The sequence below is a fragment of the Streptomyces sp. NPDC005070 genome (genome assembly GCF_053600395.1).
In genome coordinates this window covers 1-15,752 of the sequence record NZ_JBSFZS010000149.1, presented here as the reverse complement: position 1 = coordinate 15,752, position 15,752 = coordinate 1, and the positions used below count along the sequence as shown (strand labels likewise).

Here is a 15,752-nt window from a genome sequence, read left to right as displayed (position 1 = left end):
GGAACAACTCCCACATCTCGTCCGGCACCAGCCGCACAATCAGATCTTCCATGAACCGACCAACGACCCTCAACGCCAAAAGAAACGATGTCTAAGAGCGGCCGTGAGCTGCGGAAAGACGCTCTTAGTGACTCTTGGCTACCGGACACTGTGGACGCTAGCGGACGCTAAACATTTTGTTTAGCGTCCGCACAGAAAGTGCAGGTCGGAGGTGGTGGCCGATGCTCGACGGACACTGCGGACGCTATCTTCCTCAACTCTCTAGGAGGGGAGTCAAGGACGGCTCTTCAGGAGGTGGTGGTGCGCGCGGCCGCCCCCTCCTGAAGAGCCTGGTGAGTCGCACGGAACGGAACGGGCCCAACGACCCTCGCCCAAGCCTGCCGTCTGCCCCTTGGAAGGCGCTCAGGAAGGCATTCCAGGCGGGGGGCAGGTCCGTCGTGCTTCCTGGATTGCCGTCCGGCCCACGAGCAAGAGGAGCACCCGACGGGCGGGGTGCTCCTCTTGCTTGTATAGGGAGCGTGGCGGCTCTGGATGCCTTCCAGGGAGCGGGCCTGGCGCTACTGGGTAGCGGGGGGCACACCCCACTACCCAGTAGGACGCCCCAGGAGCGTACTCAGAGGCCTCTACTGGGGTGTTTCTAGTGGGGCCCCACTACCCACTACCCAGTAGGCGCCCGCGCAAGGGAGCTCCCACGGCGAGTGGGCGCCCGATGAACGCCCGCCCGTAGGGCGGTCCTTCTTGCTCTTCGCCTGGCGCACCCCACGTCACGGGGCGGGTCGCCGACGTGCTTGTCGCTTGTCGCTTGTCGCTTGTCGTGCGAAGGGCGGGGCCGTACTGCCCAGGATTGAAACAGGTTCTGACCTGCGAGCCGACAAGCGACAAGACAAGCGACAAGCGACAAGGCGGAAGGCGGGGGACGGCCCTTCACGTAGACCGGCGTTACAAGTCCCGGCTCCGCTCGGCCGGGCGCGCTCCCAGCTCCGCTCCGCGCGACGTCCCTGCCTTCGGCCCGCTTCCGCGCGGGCTGCGCCGACGCACGCCCTGGGGTGGGTTGGCCGGCGGCGTGAGGTCGGAACCCTTCGTGGTTGGGGCGGTCGGGTCCACGACTTCAGTCAGCCACTTTGGGGCAAGTGATCTGACGGTATGCTCCGCAGCACAGATCGTTACTAGGGAGCCAGAGGGGTCATGGCCTTCAGCCAGGAGCAGCGAAACGATATTGCTCGGCGACTCGATGAAAAGCGAGTGGCGGCAAGTTGTCCGCGCTGCACCAATGCGCAATGGACGCTTGTAGACGGGTATTTCATGCGCCCCATCCAAGGGCAAATCGCAGGTGTCGTGCTAGGGGGACCCGCGATCCCCACAATCGCCCTCATCTGCAATCGCTGCGGATTCGTCTCTGAGCATGCTGCTGGCGTGCTTGGGCTACTCCCGCCCGGCAGCCAGGACAGCGGCGCGCAGGAGGCGTAGCGTGGTTACCCCAAGCAGCGTGAACCCGACGCACCAGCCAGTTATCACTCCTCAGGCCGGCGTGCAAGTGAGCGTGCCGACCACCCACGTTTACATGAACACCCAGCAAGAGGTGATCATTGTAACGAAAGACAAGGCAAGCCTCTGCCTGCATGACGCTTTGGGGAACATGCGAAAGAAAGACGCTTGGGTTGCCCCATTTGGTGTTCTCGTGTCGATTGGATTCAGTCTTCTCACGTCTGACTTCAAGAAGGTTCTTGGAGTTAGTGCAGACGCCTGGAAGGCAGTTTTCATAATTTCTGGAGTAATCTCCCTTTTCTTCTTGATTAAAGCGCTGTGGGGCATGCGCAAATCTGTGAGCGTGGAGGATGTAGTAAGAAGGCTTTCTGAAAGTCCGGCGACCGTGAGCACAACATCGACCCCCGGGTCTGGCCCTGGATCAGCGGCTCCCTGATCGCCAGAGCTATCTCGGACTGGGGGAGGGAGGCGCCAGCCTCATCGGGGGAGACGGCGCAGACTTCAAGTAGGCCCACTCTCGTGCCATAACGGGCGGGAACTCAGGGGGAATCGGGGTGCGGAGCGGGCAGCATGGCCGCACGGCGCCAACTCTGGGAACCCGCAGCTCGGGCGGCTCTTCGAGGCCGAGGCTGGGCCGTCTGTGGGCCGTCCGAGGGTGGCCAACCACGACAAGCAACGACAGACGACGAGCGCTTCATCCCTGGTTACAGGGGCGCTGCGTACCCCAGTTGCAGGTAAGCGATACCTGTCACGTGTCTATGGTGATCAGGTGAGCGATCAGACGCAGGCACAGTCCCCGTCGCGCAGGCCCACGGCACGGCGGGTCGTCGTGGTGGGCGCGGGCATGGCCGGGGTGCAGACCGCGGTCGCCCTGCGCGAACAGGGCTTCACGGGCACCGTCACGCTGATCGGCGCGGAGCCGCATCAGCCCTACGACCGGCCGCCGCTGTCCAAGGCCGTCCTGCTCGGCAAGGCCGAGGGCTCCGCATTCGACATCGACTTCGAGGCCCTGGACATCGACCTCCGGCTGGGCAGCGAGGCGCTCGGCGTGCGCCCGGGTGACCACGAACTGGACACGGACGCGGGATCCGTCCCGTACGACGTCCTGGTCGTCGCGACCGGCGCCGAACCGATCCGGCTCCCCGGCGCCGAGGGCGTGCCCGGCGTGCATCTGCTGCGCACCCTGGACGACGCCGACCGGCTGCGTCCCGTCCTCGCCCGGCAGCACGACATCGTGGTGGTCGGAGCGGGCTGGATCGGCGCCGAGTTCGCCACGGCGGCGCGCGAGGCGGGCTGCGCGGTCACCGTCGTCGAAGCCGCCGACCGGCCGCTCGCCGGGGCGCTGCCGCCCGAGGTGGCCGCCCCGATGGCCGCCTGGTACGCGGACAGCGGGGCCTCGCTGCGCACCGGCGCGCGCGTGGAGCGCGTCGAACCCGGCGCGGTGATCCTGGACGACGGCTCCCGGGTGCCCGCGGACGCCGTCGTGGTCGGGATCGGCGCGCGGCCCGCCACCGCCTGGATCGCCGGCTCGGGCATCGAACTCGGCGCCGAACGCGAGATCGTCGCCGACGACCATCTGCGCACCTCCCTGCCGGACGTCTACGCGGTCGGCGACTGCGCCTCCTTCCCGTCCGGCCGCTACGAGGAACGCCTCCTCGTCCACCACTGGGACAACGCCCTCCAGGGCCCGCGCACGGTCGCCCTGAACATCGTCGGAGAGACGCCCGCCGCCTACGACCCCGTGCCGTACTTCTGGTCCGAGCAGTTCGGCCGTTTCGTGCAGTACGTCGGCCACCACATGCCCGCCGACACCCTGGTGTGGCGGGGCGACCCCTCGGGCGCCTCCTGGTCGGTGTGCTGGCTCCGCGAGACGCGGCTCGTCGCCCTCCTGGCGGTGGGCCGCCCGAGGGATCTCGCCCAGGGCCGCCGGCTGATCGAGGCGGGCGCCACGATGGATCCGGTGCTGCTCGCGAACCCGTCGAGGCCGCTGAAGGGCGCCACGGCCTGATCCCGTCACCCCGGGGCGGACGCCCTCGGCTTCCGGCTGTCGGTCCGGGATGGCAGGCTTGTCCCGTGACCGAGATTGACGCAAAGACCGATGCTCTCGTCCCCGCCTGGCTCACCCTCCCCGACATCGCCGAGCAGCTCGGCGTCGAGGTGACGCGCGTCCGGCAGCTGGTCAAGGAGGGCCAGCTCATCGCCGTACGCCGTGGTGAGAACCGCGCGCTGCACGTCCCCGCCGACTTCATCGACGTGGCCGAGCTGAAGGTCGTCAAGGGCCTGGCAGGCACCCTGACGCTCCTGAGGGACGACGGCTTCTCCGACGAAGAGGCCCTCGAATGGCTCTTCACCCCCGACCCGACCCTGCCCGGCACCCCCGCGCAGGCCCTGAGCGAGAATCGCGGCACGGAGGTGAAGCGTCGCGCCCAGGCGCTCGCCGTCTGACCTGATCGAGACCGTCCGGCACGGGGAGCACGGCGGCGGGACCCTCCCGGCCGCCGCGCTCCCCGCGCACCGACAACGGGGGACCCCGCATGCCCGAGAACGCCGTTATGACCGCACGGGGCCGCCTCACCGACGCCCGCGTCTATCTGTGCACCGACGCCCGCAGACGCCAGGGCGACCTCGCCGAATTCCTCGACGCGGTCCTGGCGGGTGGCGTGGACATCGTGCAGCTCCGCGACAAGGGCATGGAGGCGGGGGAGGAGCTGGAGCACCTGAAGGTGTTCGCGGACGCCTGCGCCCGGCACGGCAAGCTCCTCGCGGTCAACGACCGGGCGGACGTGGCGCACGCGGCCCGCGCCGACGTCCTGCACCTCGGCCAGGGCGACCTCCCGGTTCCCGCGGCCCGCGCGATCCTCGGCGACGAGGTGCTCATCGGCCGTTCCACGCACTCCGAGACCGAGGCCGCTGCCGCCGCCGTCCAGGAGGGCGTGGACTACTTCTGCACCGGCCCCTGCTGGCCCACCCCCACCAAACCCGGCCGCCACGCACCCGGCCTCGGCCTGGTCCGCGGCACGGCGGCGCTCGGCGCCGACCGTCCCTGGTTCGCGATCGGCGGCATCGACCTCGGCCGGCTCGACGAGGTGCTCGAAGCCGGCGCCCGCCGTGTCGTCGTCGTACGGGCAATCACCGAGGCGGACGACCCGGGCGCGGCGGCGGCCGAGTTCGCGAAGCGGCTGCGGGAGGTCTGAGGCCCGGCGGCAGCGGAGGTTTCCGGCGGGGCCGCCTGTCCGGGGTCCGGCGGGGCCGCTGTCCGAGGGTCCGGCTGGGCCGCTGTCCGAGGGGTGGACAAGAAATCGACAGATCGGACAAAAGTCAGCGGTTCGGTTGGGTGACCGACGCCCTCTGGCTAACCTGCGGGTATGGCCCTCGGATCTGCTTCCACCAGGACTGATCGCGCACGCACCGTGCGCGACATGCTCGCGACCGGCAAACAGACCTTTTCCTTCGAGTTCTCGGCGCCGAAGACCCCCAAGGGCGAGCGGAACCTGTGGAACGCCCTGCGGCGGGTCGAGGCCGTGGCCCCGGACTTCGTCTCCGTGACGTATGGAGCCGGCGGCACCACGCGGGCCGGCACGGTCAAGGAGACCGAGCAGATCGTCCTCGACACGACCCTCACCCCGGTCGCGCACCTCACCGCGGTCAATCACTCGATCGCGGAGCTGCGCAACATCATCGGGCAGTACGCGGACGCGGGCATCCGCAACATGCTCGCCGTGCGCGGCGACCCGCCCGGGGACCCCATGGGCGAGTGGGTCCCCCACCCCCAGGGTCTGACCTACGCGGCCGAACTGGTGCGCCTCATCAAGGAATCCGGAGACTTCTGCGTCGGTGTCGCGGCCTTCCCGGAGATGCACCCCCGGTCCAGGGAGTGGGATCTGGACGTCTCCCACTTCGTCGACAAGTGCCGCGCCGGCGCCGACTACGCGATCACACAGATGTTCTTCCAGCCGGAGTCCTACCTCCGCCTGCGTGACCGCGTCGACGCGGCGGGCTGCGCGACGCCGGTCATCCCGGAAGTCATGCCCGTGACAAGTGTGAAGATGTTGGAACGGCTGCCCAAACTCTCGAATGCTTCGTTCCCGGAGGTCCTGAAAGAGCGGATCCTCACAGTCAAAGACGATCCGGCGGCTGTACGCTCCATTGGGATCGAGTTCGCGACGGAGTTCTGTGCGAGGCTGCTGACCGAGGGTGTCCCCGGACTGCACTTCATCACGCTCAACAACTCCACCGCGACGCTGGAAATCTACGAGAATCTGGGCCTGCATCACCCGCAGCAGGCCTAGACCGGTCGCACCCGCGTACGACACACTGCGTAGCGGCCACTGGGAGAGGGGCGTACATGGGCTTGACGGTCCTCTATCTGGCATTCGGCATTGTCGCGCTGTGGCTGCTCGGCGAGGTGCTGCTGCAGTACAAGGCGCGACTGCGCTTCCGCCTGCTCGCCTTCGTCGGCTTCCTCGGTGTGGTCCTCGGCGTCCTGATGCACTCGGTCGTCGTCATCGGCCTGGGCGCGGCCGCCTTCACGGTCGGCCAGACCTATGTGACGCTGTCGTTCCGCCAGGGCTTCGCGCAGGGCTGGGCCATCAAGGGCCCCGGTGTCGAGGACAAGCCCGGCAAGCTCAGCAAGCGCCGCCGCGGCGAGCCGGAGGACGCGGACGAGGCGGAGGGGAACGCCGACGTCGACGAGGTCGAGGCGGCCGCCTACCGGCGCGAGGACCAGTACGCCGACGAGGACGACGTCTTCACGCCCGCCCCGTCCGACCGGTTCGCGCCCCCGGAGCCGGCCGAGCCCGCGGCCGCCGAGACGACCTCGGTGTACGAGCCGCAGCCGCTGCCCGAGGACACCGGCTCCTACGGGGTCTACGATTCCGGCGCGTACGCCGCCGCCACCGACCAGTCCTACGCCGGGGCGTCCCCGTCCCAGGACCAGCAGGCCTACTCCACCGGTCAGAACCAGCAGGCCTACGCGACGGGCGAGAACCAGCAGGCCTATGCGACGGGCCAGAACCAGCAGGCCTACGCGTACGACGGCTACACGGGCTACGACCAGCAGCAGCAGCAGTACGGCTACGGCCAGCAGCAGTACGCCGGCTACACGGACCCGTACACCGGTCAGCAGACCTACCAGAACGGCACGTACGACCAGAGCGCCTACAACGGCGGCGACCAGGGTTACGCGCAGCAGCAGAACTACGGCCAGGACCAGTACGCCACCGGCACGTACGGCGGCGAGACCCCGGCCGGCGGAGTCTGGGTGCCGCAGCAGCGCACCGACGAGTACGGCGGCGAACTCCCGCCCGAGCAGCAGCAGTACCCCTACCAGGGCAACGGCAACGCCGGGTACGACGAGCAGTACCGCTACTGACCGGCAGGACAGCGGCTGAGGGTCTTCCCGCGCCGCCGCCCGCCGGACCGTTCACTGCGAGCCCTGGAAGTCCGGCCCTTCCACGATCAGTCCGGTCACCAGAGCGCCCGACATGCCGGCGTGCGGCAGACCGCCGCCGGGATGCGCCCAGCCCCCGGCCGCGAAGAGTCCCCGGATCCGCGTCGTGTTCGACGGGTGCAGCAGCCGGCCGTGCGCCGCGGCGAGCGCCGGCGCCGGAACCCCGCCGCCCTCCGCACCGGTCGCCTCCGCGATGTCGGCCGGGGTGCGGACCTCGTGCCACAGGAGCCGGTCGCGCAGACCCGGCAGGGCCCGCTCGGCGGCGTCGAGAACCCGCTCCACGTCCTCCTGCGACACCTGGGCGCCGGACGGGACCGTGACGGTCAGCGTGACCGCCTCGTGCTCCGCGTCCGGGACGAGCGCGGGATCGTCCGGACGGGTCACCACGACGGTCGGCGCGGCGGGCACCCCCGGGCGTTCCCCGAAGAGCCGGGCGAGCTCGCCGTCGCGGTCCGCCGAGTGGACCACCGCGCGGTGCGCCGTCCCGGCGGGCCGTCCACCGCGCAGCGCGAGCAGCACCGTCAGCCTGCTGGCCGCGGCGGGCCGGGGCGGTACCTCGTCACCGCCCCGCAGCGCCGGCCCGGCGACGAGGCCGTCCAGGGCGTCCGGCGCCACGCCCGCGACCACGAAATCCGCCGGCTCGAAGAGTTCCCCGGACCCGGACCCGTTCCCGGACGGCTCCGGGCCGCCCCCGGCGCCGGAAGCCGCCGAGCGGTCCCGGGACAGCTCCACACCGACGACTCGGCCGTCCTTCTCGACGATCCGTTCGACGGGGGTGCCGAAGCTGAACTCGACCTTGCGCTCCAGACACCGCTCGTACACCGCGCGCGCCAGCTCCCGGATGCCGCCGCGCACGTACCAGGTGCCGAAGGCGTGGTCCATGTACGGCAGCACGGCGGCGCTCGCCGGGGCCGCGCGCGGGTCGAGCCCGTACGCCAGGGCGTGGCTCTCCAGGAGGGCCGCCAGGCGGGTGTCGCGCAGCTCCCAGGCGGCGACCTCGGCGAGGGTCGTGGCCCTGCGGGTGCGCAGCAGCTTCTTGTGCGGCGCCGAGGGGTACGGTTCGCGTTCGGCCAGCACCGTCCAGTTGGGCCACAGCGGCTCCTCCAGGAGCGGCCGGCGCGAGCGGTCCCACGCCTCCCGGGCCCGCACCAGGAAGTCCCCCCACCGGGTGCCCGCGCCGTCGCCGAGCGCTTCGTCCAGCGCGGCGAGCACACCCGCGCGCGAGGCGTTCGGCAGCGTCACCCGGGTGCCGTCGGCGAACACGTGGCCGGCCGACGGATCGACCTGCACCAGCTCGACGCACTCCTCCAGGGGCCGTTTTCCTGTCTTGACGAACAGGTCGCGGTAGACCGCGGGCAGCGGAAGCAGCGCCGGGCCCGTGTCGAAGGCGAAGCCGTCGCGCTCGAAGCGGCGCACCGCGCCGCCGTACGTCTCCGTCCGCTCGTACACCACCACCCGGTGGCCCGCGACGGCCAGCCGGGCGGCGGCCGCCATCGCGCCCATCCCGGCGCCGATCACCGCAATCCGTCCCATGCCCGCGACTTTATCGGCCGCCGCCGACAGTCCCGTCAGTCGCGGCCCGCCCACGGCGCCCCGCCGGGCGGCGGTCCCACCGCCGAGGCCGTCCGCCGCTCCTGACGGCGCTGCGCCCGGCGGCGCAGGAACCGTCTGATCCGCGAGACGAGGAAGCAGAGCACCGCGAGCCCGGTGAACAGCAGGCCGCCGGCGACGGTGGCCGCCGCCCAGGGATGGAAGATCGCCAGAGTGATGAGCCCCGCGACCCCGAGATCCTCGGCGGTGCTCAGCACGAAGTTGCTGAAGGGCTCCGGCGAGGTGTTGACCGCCATCCGGGTTCCGGCCTTGACCGCGTGGCTCGCCAGGGCGGTCGAACCGCCGAGCACGGCCGCCGTCAGATCCGAGACCGAGCCGCTCTGTCCGGCGAGCATCGCCCCGACCCAGGCACCCGCCGCGGGCCGGATCACGGTGTGGACGGAGTCCCACACCGAGTCGACGTACGGGATCTTGTCGGCGACCGCCTCGCAGAGGAAGAGGACCCCGACTGTGACCAGGATCTCAGGGCGTTGCAGGGACTGTGGGACGTCGTCGCTCAGGCCGGTGGCGCCGAATATGCCGAGGAGCAGCACGACCGCGTACGCGTTGACGCCGCTGGCCCAGCCGCTGGTGAAGACCAGGGGGAGTACGGACACGGAGGGGATCGTAACCAGCGGAGGACCGGGGTGTCCTGGGTCTGAGCACGTATGCCTGAGTATCCGTACCTACTGGGTGAGATGAGTAGGCGTACGGATGGGTCCGACCTGCGCGAACGGGAGAGTGGAGGCACGGAAAGGGGCGCGGCTCCGGCACCGCCGACACGGGGCGGCGGAACGGAACTCGCGCCCTTGGCCGCTCCTTCCGCCGATCCGCTCGGCGGGAGTGAGACAGGGGGGAACCCGGGGGACGACCGAACGGGGGCCCGACGGGGGTACGGGGGAGCACGACGAGGCGCCGGTACGGACGGCCCGCGGGGGACGCGGCCGACCGGACCGGCGCTCTCGTACGTCAGGGCGTCTGATGCTCCGGCCACGGGCCGGCCACCGGTCTTCCGGTGCCGGTCCCGTTGCCCCGGTTCAGCGGTGCCGGTCCCGTTGCCCCGGTTCAGCGGTGCCGGTCCCGTCGCCCCGGCTCAGCGGTGGCCGCTCACGCGCCCCTGGAGGAGCCGGGACAGTGCCGCGTGGACGTCATCCAGGGAGCGCTCCGGCTGGAAGGCCTGCCAGTCCAGGGCGGCCACCAGGACCATCCCGACCAGCGCCGCCGCCGTCAGCGGAATGTCGATCTCGTCGCTGAGCTCCCCGCCCGCCACCCCGTCGCGCAGGACGCCCTCGACGACCGCCACCGCCTGCTGCCGCACCACCATCAGGGTGGACTGCCAGGCGCGGTTGGTGCGCCAGAGCTCCGCCACGTAGAGCTGGGTGAACGCCGGATAGCGGTTGATGAACACGAGCCCGGCCCGGATCATCGCGTCCAGAGCGTCGACCTTGCTGCCGCCGTCCCGGTCGGTCTTCTCCGCCGCTTCCCGCAGCGACGCGGTGAGAAGCCCGACGCCATGGCGCAGCAGCTCTTCGAAGAGGACCGACTTGCTCGCGAAGTTGTAGTAGACCGTGCCCTTCGCGACTCCGGCCCGCTCGGCGATCTCGTCCACCGTGGTGGCCGAGAAGCCCTGTTCGGCGATCAGGGTCACGGCCGCCTCGTAGAGCTTCTGCCGGGTCGCCTCGCGGCGGCTGCCGCCGCCCGCCGTGGTGCTGCTGCTTTCCATGGCTCCGATTGTCACAGGAGCACCCGCGCGCGTGGTCACAGGCTCAGCTCCGGATGCAGCCGGTCGAGGGTCCACACCTGTTTGCGGCGCGCCGTGAGGGCGGTGAGCGCGAGCGCGCCCACCGTGAAGGCGGTCAGTACGGCGCACGCGGTCCGTACGGGCTCCAGGCCGCCTCCGGTGATGAGCCTGCGGAGCGCCTCGACGACGTAACTCATCGGCAGGAAGGGGTGGATCGCGTTGAAGAAGGCCGGACTGGTCTGGACGGGGTACGTGCCGCCCGCCGAGGTGAGCTGGAGCATCAGGAAGGCCAGGACGAGGATCCGGCCGGCGGCTCCGAAGCGGGCGTTCAGCCACTGCACGATCGCCGCGAAGCAGGCCGTCACGAGGAACAGGAAGCCGACCGTTCCCGCCGCCCGTGCCATCTGGAGGCCGATCGCCCAGTGCAGCACCGCCATCAGGGCGGCCGTCTGCAGGACGCCGACGACGGCGACCGGCAGCCAGCCCGCCAGCGCGATGCGCCACGCCGAGGCGCCCGCGGCGAGCGCGCGCCGGTTCAGCGGCTGGATCAGCATGTACGCCACCATCGCGCCGACCCACAGGGACAGCGGGATGAAGTAGGGAGCGAAACCGGTGCCGTAGTTGGGCGCCTTGTGCAGATCCCGGGAGGCCATGCGCACCGGGTCGGCCATGACCTCGGTGCGCAGGTCGCGGTCGGGCTTGTCGTAGTCGGGGATCCGCTCGGCGCCGTCGTGCAGACCGCCCGCCAGCTTCCCGGAGCCGCCGACGAGCTTGTACAGGCCGCCGTCGAGGTCGCCCGCGCCGGTCTTCAGCCGGCCGACCCCCTTGTCGAGGGTCGCCGCGCCGTTCTTCGCGGTGCCGAGACCGGAGTGCAGCCGCTTCGCGCCCCGGGCGACCGCGGTGGCGCCCTCGTTCAGCTTGTCGATCTTGGAGACGGCGTCGTCGAGGTCCTCGGAGAGATGCGGGGCGCGGCCGGCGAGGGCGCGGGCCTGCTTCTCCAGGGTGGCCAGGTTCTTGTCGAGCTCGACAAGGTCGCCGTCCTGGTCGTCGATCAGCGTGTTGACGTCCTCGGCGACCGCGACGACGTCCGCGGCGGCCTCCGTGGCCTTCGTCAGCTCGGGACACGCCGGGTCGGGGACCGGCAGGGCCTCGCACCGCGCGTGGTGGACGGAGTTCAGGGCCTCGGAGGCGGTGCGCGCGCCCTTGGCCGCGGCCGGGGCTGTCTTCACCAGGGTGCCGAGGTTGTGCCGGATCCCCGCGGCGGAGTCGGCGACCAGCTCGGCCGTGTCGCCGATCGACTTCTCGTTGTCCTCCAGGAAGGGGCCCACCTTGTCCGCGACCCCGTCGACCTTGTCGGCCAGTGCCCGGGTGCCGTCCGCGACCTGCTGCGAACCGTCCTCCAGATCGCCCGCGCCGGTGGTGAGTTTCCTGAGGCCCCCGGAGAGCTTCCCGCTGCCCTTCTTGGCCTCCTCCAGACCGTCCGCGAGATCCTTGGATCCCTGCTTCGCCCTGCCGATGCCGCTGCTGAGCCGGTCGGCGCCGTCGGCCGCCTTGACGGTCTTCCCGTGGATGTCCGAGAACGAGATGAAGATCTTGTCGAGGAACGAACGCGAGGCCTTCGTGGAGGCGGCCGTCCGGACCTCGCTGAACACCGTGCGGGAGATCTGCCCGACGATGTAGTTGTTCGCGTCGTTGGTCCGCACCTGGAGCGCGCTCGTCTCGGGAGAGGTCCCGGAGCTGGACGCGATCCTCCTGCTGAAGTCGCCCGGCATGGTCAGCGACAGGTAGTACGTGCCGTCCTCCACGCCCCGGCGGGCCTCGGCCGAGCTCACCTCGTGCCACTCGAAGGTGTCGCTGTCGCGCAGGCCCTCGGTGATGGTGTCCCCGACGCTGACCCGGCGGCCGTCGGCCCTCGCTCCCTCGTCGTCGTTCACCAGCGCCACGGGGATGCGGTCGAGACGGCCGTACGGGTCCCAGAACGACCACAGGTACAGGGCGCCGTACAGCAGGGGCAGCAGCAGGAGCGCGACCAGGGCGGCACGCGGAAGCTTGCCCCGGCCGAAGCGGCGGAGTTCGAGAAAGGCCAGTTCAGGCGATCGCATCGGCCGTCTCCTTGTCGCGGTTCGGGCTGTCGCTGTCGCTGTCGCTGTCCGTGTCCGTGTCCGCGTCCGCGCCTGTGTCGGAGGCGGTCTCGGAGACGGCGTCCGTGGGGGTGGCGGTGCCGGCGTCCGGGTTCTCCTCGGCGGTGGTCTTCGTCGTGGCGGCCGGTGCGGTGGACACGACGACGGCGCCCTCGGGAGCCTCGCTGCACACCGCGACGACCGTCGTGCCGGACTCGGCGAGAGACGTCAACAGGGCCCAGGCCTCGGACCGTTCGGCGTCCGAGAGCTTGAGGTCGGTGTCGTCGACGCCGAGCAGCCGGGGGCGGCCGATCAGGGCCAGCGCGAGCGACAGCCGCAGTGTCTCGAGCCGTTCCAGATCGCGCACGGCGGTCCTCGTGCCCTTGGGCAATGTGTCCGGGTCGAGCCCGGCGGCGGCCAGCGCGGCACCGATCCGCGCCTCGGTCCCACTCACCCGCTCGCCGCGAGGCCGCAGCAGGGCGCGCAGCGAACCCCCGAACCGCCGCTGCAGCAGGGCCCGTTCCCTCAGGTGCTCCCCGACGGTCAGCGCGGGGTCGAGGTCCGTGACACCGGGCACGTGCGCGAGCGCGCTGGTCCGGCGCACCGCGGCCATCTGCTTCGGCAGCTTCGACGGACCCACGGCCGCCGTCCCCTCGGTGGCCTTCATCCGCCCCGTGAGGGCGAGCAGCAGGCAGGTGCGGCCGGAGCCCGACAGCCCCTCGATCGCGACGAGCGATCCTGGCTCCGCGTCGAGACGGACCCCGCGGAATACCCATCCGCGGGGTCCTTCGAGTCCGAAGTCCTCGGCCGTGACACGCAGTCCGTACGGACCGTCCACAGCTCCCCCATCCTCTGGAACACATACGAACCACTTTTAAACTGACTGGTCAGTGCAAAAACTAACCCGAACTGTCGATCGAAGCAAAATCGCAGGTCGGAACGGATTGTCAGTGGCATACCGCACGATGGGCACATACGGCCACAGTGCCGTCACACGACGACAGGAGGTTCGTCATGGCCAGCTCTTCCGCAGCCGCCGCCCGTCGGCGCCGCGCCACCGGCCCTGCCCCCTCACTGACCGGACCGGCGGGGGACGTGCACCCCGTGCTCCGCCGGGCCACGGCCCCGCCCGCCGCCCTCGACCTGCTCTCCCAGGCCCGCGCCGGACTTGACGAGGCGACGGCCCTGGAGACGTCCAACGAGCGTTACGCGACGGCCCACTTGGCCGCGCTGCGCACCGCCGCCGCCGTCCTCGCCGTCCGGGTCCACCCGGAGCCCGCGTCCCGGCGCAGAGCCCGGATCCGCAGCGCCTGGGAAGTCCTCCCGGAGATCGCTCCCGAACTGACCGAGTGGAGCGCGCTGTTCGCCTCCGGTGCCACCCGTCGTGCCCGCGCGGAGGCCGGCATCCAGGGTGCGGCCAGCACCCGCGACGCCGACGACCTGATACGCGACGTCCACATGTTCCTGCGCCTGGTCGAGCGGATGCTGGCGCTGCAGCCCGTGCTGCCCCAGCCCCGCCAGGACGGAGACCAGAACCCGGACCGGGACCGGCTGGGCGGGGTGGGCGGCGCGGGCAGGGTGGACAGGGAGGTGCCGGACGCGGGTTGACCGGCGGGGACTTCGGGCGGACCGATGGGGACTTCGGGCGGACCGCGGGGCGATCCTCCGCGCGCGCTCCTCGCGTGATCCGGCGCGCGTGAGACGGAGGACCGGCCACGGTGGCGGAGGCAATAGGGTGGAGACGCCTGCTGCCTCCCCGCCGGGAGGCCCGAACTTCGCCCCGCCGTTCATCAGGCGGTGCCGCGCCGAGGAGTCAACTGCCGTGTCGGACCCGATGCGCCCCCGCGCTTCTCTCCGTACCGCCGTCGTCTGGGAGGTCCTCAAGGACGCCCTGGACCGTCAGGTCAAGGCCGCCGGGCGGGAGTCGCTCGACGTACTCGACACGGGCGGCGGCAGCGGCAACTTCGCCGTGCCCGTGGCCCGCCTCGGTCACCGGGTCACCGTCGTCGACCCCAGTCCGAACGCGCTGTTCGCGCTGGAGCGCCGTGCCGCCGAGGCCGGTGTCGCCGACCGCGTGCAGGGCGTCCAGGGCGATGCCCACGGCCTCTTCGACGTGGTCGAGCGCGGCCGCTACGACGCCGTGCTGTGCCACGGCGTCCTGGAGTACGTGGACGACCCGGCCGAGGGCGTCCGCAACGTCGTGGACGCGCTGCGCCCCGAGGGCGTGCTCAGCCTCCTCGCCGCCGGCCTGGGCGGTGCCGTGCTGGCCCGGGCCCTCGCCGGGCACTTCAAGGAGGCCCGGCACGCGCTCGACGACCCGGACGGACGCTGGGGCGAGAGTGATCCCGTTCCGCACCGGTTCACCGCGGAGCAGCTCACCTCCCTGGTCGCGGGCGCCGGTCTGCACGTCGCCGCCGTGCACGGTGTCCGGGTCTTCGCGGACCTGGTGCCGGGCGTCCTGGTGGATACCGAGCCGGGAGCCCTGGAGGCTCTGCTCAAGCTGGAGGCGGCGGCGGCCGAGCTCGCCGCGTTCCACTCCGTGGCCACACAGCTCCATGTGCTGGGCGAGGCCCGAGGGGCCACAGAGGGCTGAGGGGCCCCCGTGGTGCGCCGCTGATCAGGGGCTTGGCGGCAGATGGAGTACGCCACAGACCACCCGATCGAGTGCGCGGCGCCGTATGATCGGGGGAGACCGTCCGGCATGACGGACCGTTCGCTGGGGAATGCACGCCTCAGCGCATCGGGCCGCCATGAAGGGTTCCGGTCGGTGAATTGGCGTAGAGGGCGGGTTTCACGGGGCCGATTCCCTGCCTATCCTGAAGGGGACCCCCGGTCGCCCCGGCGACTGCACGATGAGGAGGACTCCGTGCCGCTCTCGGAGCACGAGCAGCGAATGCTCGAGCAGATGGAGCGAGCGCTGTACGCCGAAGATCCCAAGTTCGCGACAGCGCTTGAGGGAAGCGGGCTGCGTACGTACACCCGGCGACGGGTCTACCAGGCGGTCGCGGGCTTCCTGGTGGGTATCGCGCTCCTCATGGCTGGAATGGTCGCGGTTCAGATCTGGCTGAGCGTGGTGGGCTTCCTCGTCATGCTGGGCTGTGCGGTGCTCGCCGTCACCGGTTGGCGCAAAGCTCCCAAGCCGGGTGAGCAGCCGACCGTTCCGGGTTCGTCCGCCGCTCGTCGGCAGGGGCGACAACGCCGTTCCATGATGGACCGGATCGAACAGCGCTGGCAGCGTCGTCGCGACGAGCAGGGCGGCCACTGAGCCTTCCGGCGTCGTCGCCGAGGACACAGACGTGAGGGGCGTTCACCGGCGCCCCGACTTCGTCGGCCTGCGCGGCCCGGACGCGCTGTACCGGTTCTTCAA

At 70.9% G+C, this 15,752-nt stretch carries 14 protein-coding genes; 9 read left to right on the top strand and 5 right to left on the bottom strand.

Features of this window, described 5'->3' with window-relative positions; all coding sequences use genetic code 11:
* The first annotated feature begins 1,486 nt into the window (after positions 1–1,486).
* The 6 genes from ACWEBX_RS32690 (at position 1,487) to ACWEBX_RS32665 (ending at position 6,856) form a co-directional block, all read left to right on the top strand.
* On the top strand, positions 1,487–1,921 hold the full coding sequence (locus ACWEBX_RS32690; protein ID WP_451888393.1) for a hypothetical protein: 435 nt from the start codon (positions 1,487–1,489) through the stop codon (positions 1,919–1,921).
* A 333-nt stretch (positions 1,922–2,254) separates the two neighbouring features.
* Entirely contained in the window at positions 2,255–3,493 is a 1,239-nt protein-coding gene (locus ACWEBX_RS32685) for an NAD(P)/FAD-dependent oxidoreductase (protein WP_451888392.1), read from the top strand.
* Positions 3,494–3,558: 65 nt separating this feature from the next.
* Positions 3,559–3,930 (top strand): Rv2175c family DNA-binding protein, encoded by a 372-nt coding sequence (locus ACWEBX_RS32680; RefSeq protein ID WP_451888391.1) that lies wholly within the window; start codon positions 3,559–3,561, stop codon positions 3,928–3,930.
* An 89-nt stretch (positions 3,931–4,019) separates the two neighbouring features.
* Positions 4,020–4,679, top strand: coding sequence for a thiamine phosphate synthase (gene thiE, locus ACWEBX_RS32675; protein WP_451888390.1), 660 nt, complete (start codon positions 4,020–4,022; stop codon positions 4,677–4,679).
* 171 nt (positions 4,680–4,850) lie between these two features.
* Complete coding sequence (gene metF / locus ACWEBX_RS32670) at positions 4,851–5,774, top strand: methylenetetrahydrofolate reductase [NAD(P)H] (RefSeq protein WP_451888389.1); 924 nt, start codon at positions 4,851–4,853, stop codon at positions 5,772–5,774.
* 56 nt (positions 5,775–5,830) lie between these two features.
* Positions 5,831–6,856: a hypothetical protein gene (locus ACWEBX_RS32665; protein WP_451888388.1), complete on the top strand. Its 1,026-nt coding sequence runs from the start codon at positions 5,831–5,833 to the stop codon at positions 6,854–6,856.
* A 51-nt stretch (positions 6,857–6,907) separates the two neighbouring features.
* Here the strand turns inward: ACWEBX_RS32665 and ACWEBX_RS32660 are convergent, their stop codons facing one another.
* The 5 genes from ACWEBX_RS32660 to ACWEBX_RS32640 form a co-directional block, all read right to left on the bottom strand.
* Positions 6,908–8,467, bottom strand: coding sequence for a phytoene desaturase family protein (locus tag ACWEBX_RS32660; protein ID WP_451888387.1), 1,560 nt, complete (start codon positions 8,465–8,467; stop codon positions 6,908–6,910).
* Positions 8,468–8,502: 35 nt separating this feature from the next.
* A complete protein-coding gene (locus tag ACWEBX_RS32655; RefSeq protein ID WP_451888386.1) occupies positions 8,503–9,141 on the bottom strand; it encodes a DUF4126 domain-containing protein in 639 nt (212 codons plus the stop codon).
* A 476-nt stretch (positions 9,142–9,617) separates the two neighbouring features.
* Positions 9,618–10,247, bottom strand: coding sequence for a TetR/AcrR family transcriptional regulator (locus tag ACWEBX_RS32650; protein ID WP_451888385.1), 630 nt, complete (start codon positions 10,245–10,247; stop codon positions 9,618–9,620).
* 35 nt (positions 10,248–10,282) lie between these two features.
* Positions 10,283–12,367 carry a YhgE/Pip family protein gene (locus ACWEBX_RS32645; protein WP_451888384.1) on the bottom strand — a complete coding sequence of 695 codons (2,085 nt, stop codon included), beginning with the start codon at positions 12,365–12,367 and terminating at the stop codon, positions 10,283–10,285.
* A complete protein-coding gene (locus tag ACWEBX_RS32640) occupies positions 12,354–13,223 on the bottom strand; it encodes an ATP-binding cassette domain-containing protein (RefSeq protein WP_451888383.1) in 870 nt (289 codons plus the stop codon). The genes ACWEBX_RS32645 and ACWEBX_RS32640 overlap by 14 nt, the downstream gene beginning before the upstream one ends.
* Positions 13,224–13,399: 176 nt before the next feature.
* Here ACWEBX_RS32640 and ACWEBX_RS32635 point away from each other — a divergent pair, with 176 nt between their 5' ends.
* From ACWEBX_RS32635 to ACWEBX_RS32625, 3 genes are all read left to right on the top strand, one after another.
* Positions 13,400–13,993 (top strand): SAV_6107 family HEPN domain-containing protein, encoded by a 594-nt coding sequence (locus ACWEBX_RS32635; RefSeq protein WP_451888382.1) that lies wholly within the window; start codon positions 13,400–13,402, stop codon positions 13,991–13,993.
* 214 nt (positions 13,994–14,207) lie between these two features.
* A complete protein-coding gene (locus ACWEBX_RS32630; protein ID WP_451888381.1) occupies positions 14,208–14,978 on the top strand; it encodes a methyltransferase in 771 nt (256 codons plus the stop codon).
* A gap of 273 nt (positions 14,979–15,251) precedes the next feature.
* Positions 15,252–15,650: a DUF3040 domain-containing protein gene (locus tag ACWEBX_RS32625; RefSeq protein ID WP_355775083.1), complete on the top strand. Its 399-nt coding sequence runs from the start codon at positions 15,252–15,254 to the stop codon at positions 15,648–15,650.
* The last annotated feature ends 102 nt before the right edge of the window (positions 15,651–15,752 follow it).

Coding starts and splice junctions, on each gene's coding strand:
- ACWEBX_RS32635 (WP_451888382.1), top strand. CDS start 13,400: ATGGCCAGCTCTTCCGCAGCCGCCGCCCGTCGGCGCCGCGCCACCGGC.
- ACWEBX_RS32650 (WP_451888385.1), bottom strand. CDS start 10,247: ATGGAAAGCAGCAGCACCACGGCGGGCGGCGGCAGCCGCCGCGAGGCG.
- ACWEBX_RS32660 (WP_451888387.1), bottom strand. CDS start 8,467: ATGGGACGGATTGCGGTGATCGGCGCCGGGATGGGCGCGATGGCGGCC.
- thiE (WP_451888390.1), top strand. CDS start 4,020: ATGCCCGAGAACGCCGTTATGACCGCACGGGGCCGCCTCACCGACGCC.
- ACWEBX_RS32665 (WP_451888388.1), top strand. CDS start 5,831: ATGGGCTTGACGGTCCTCTATCTGGCATTCGGCATTGTCGCGCTGTGG.
- ACWEBX_RS32645 (WP_451888384.1), bottom strand. CDS start 12,367: ATGCGATCGCCTGAACTGGCCTTTCTCGAACTCCGCCGCTTCGGCCGG.
- metF (WP_451888389.1), top strand. CDS start 4,851: ATGGCCCTCGGATCTGCTTCCACCAGGACTGATCGCGCACGCACCGTG.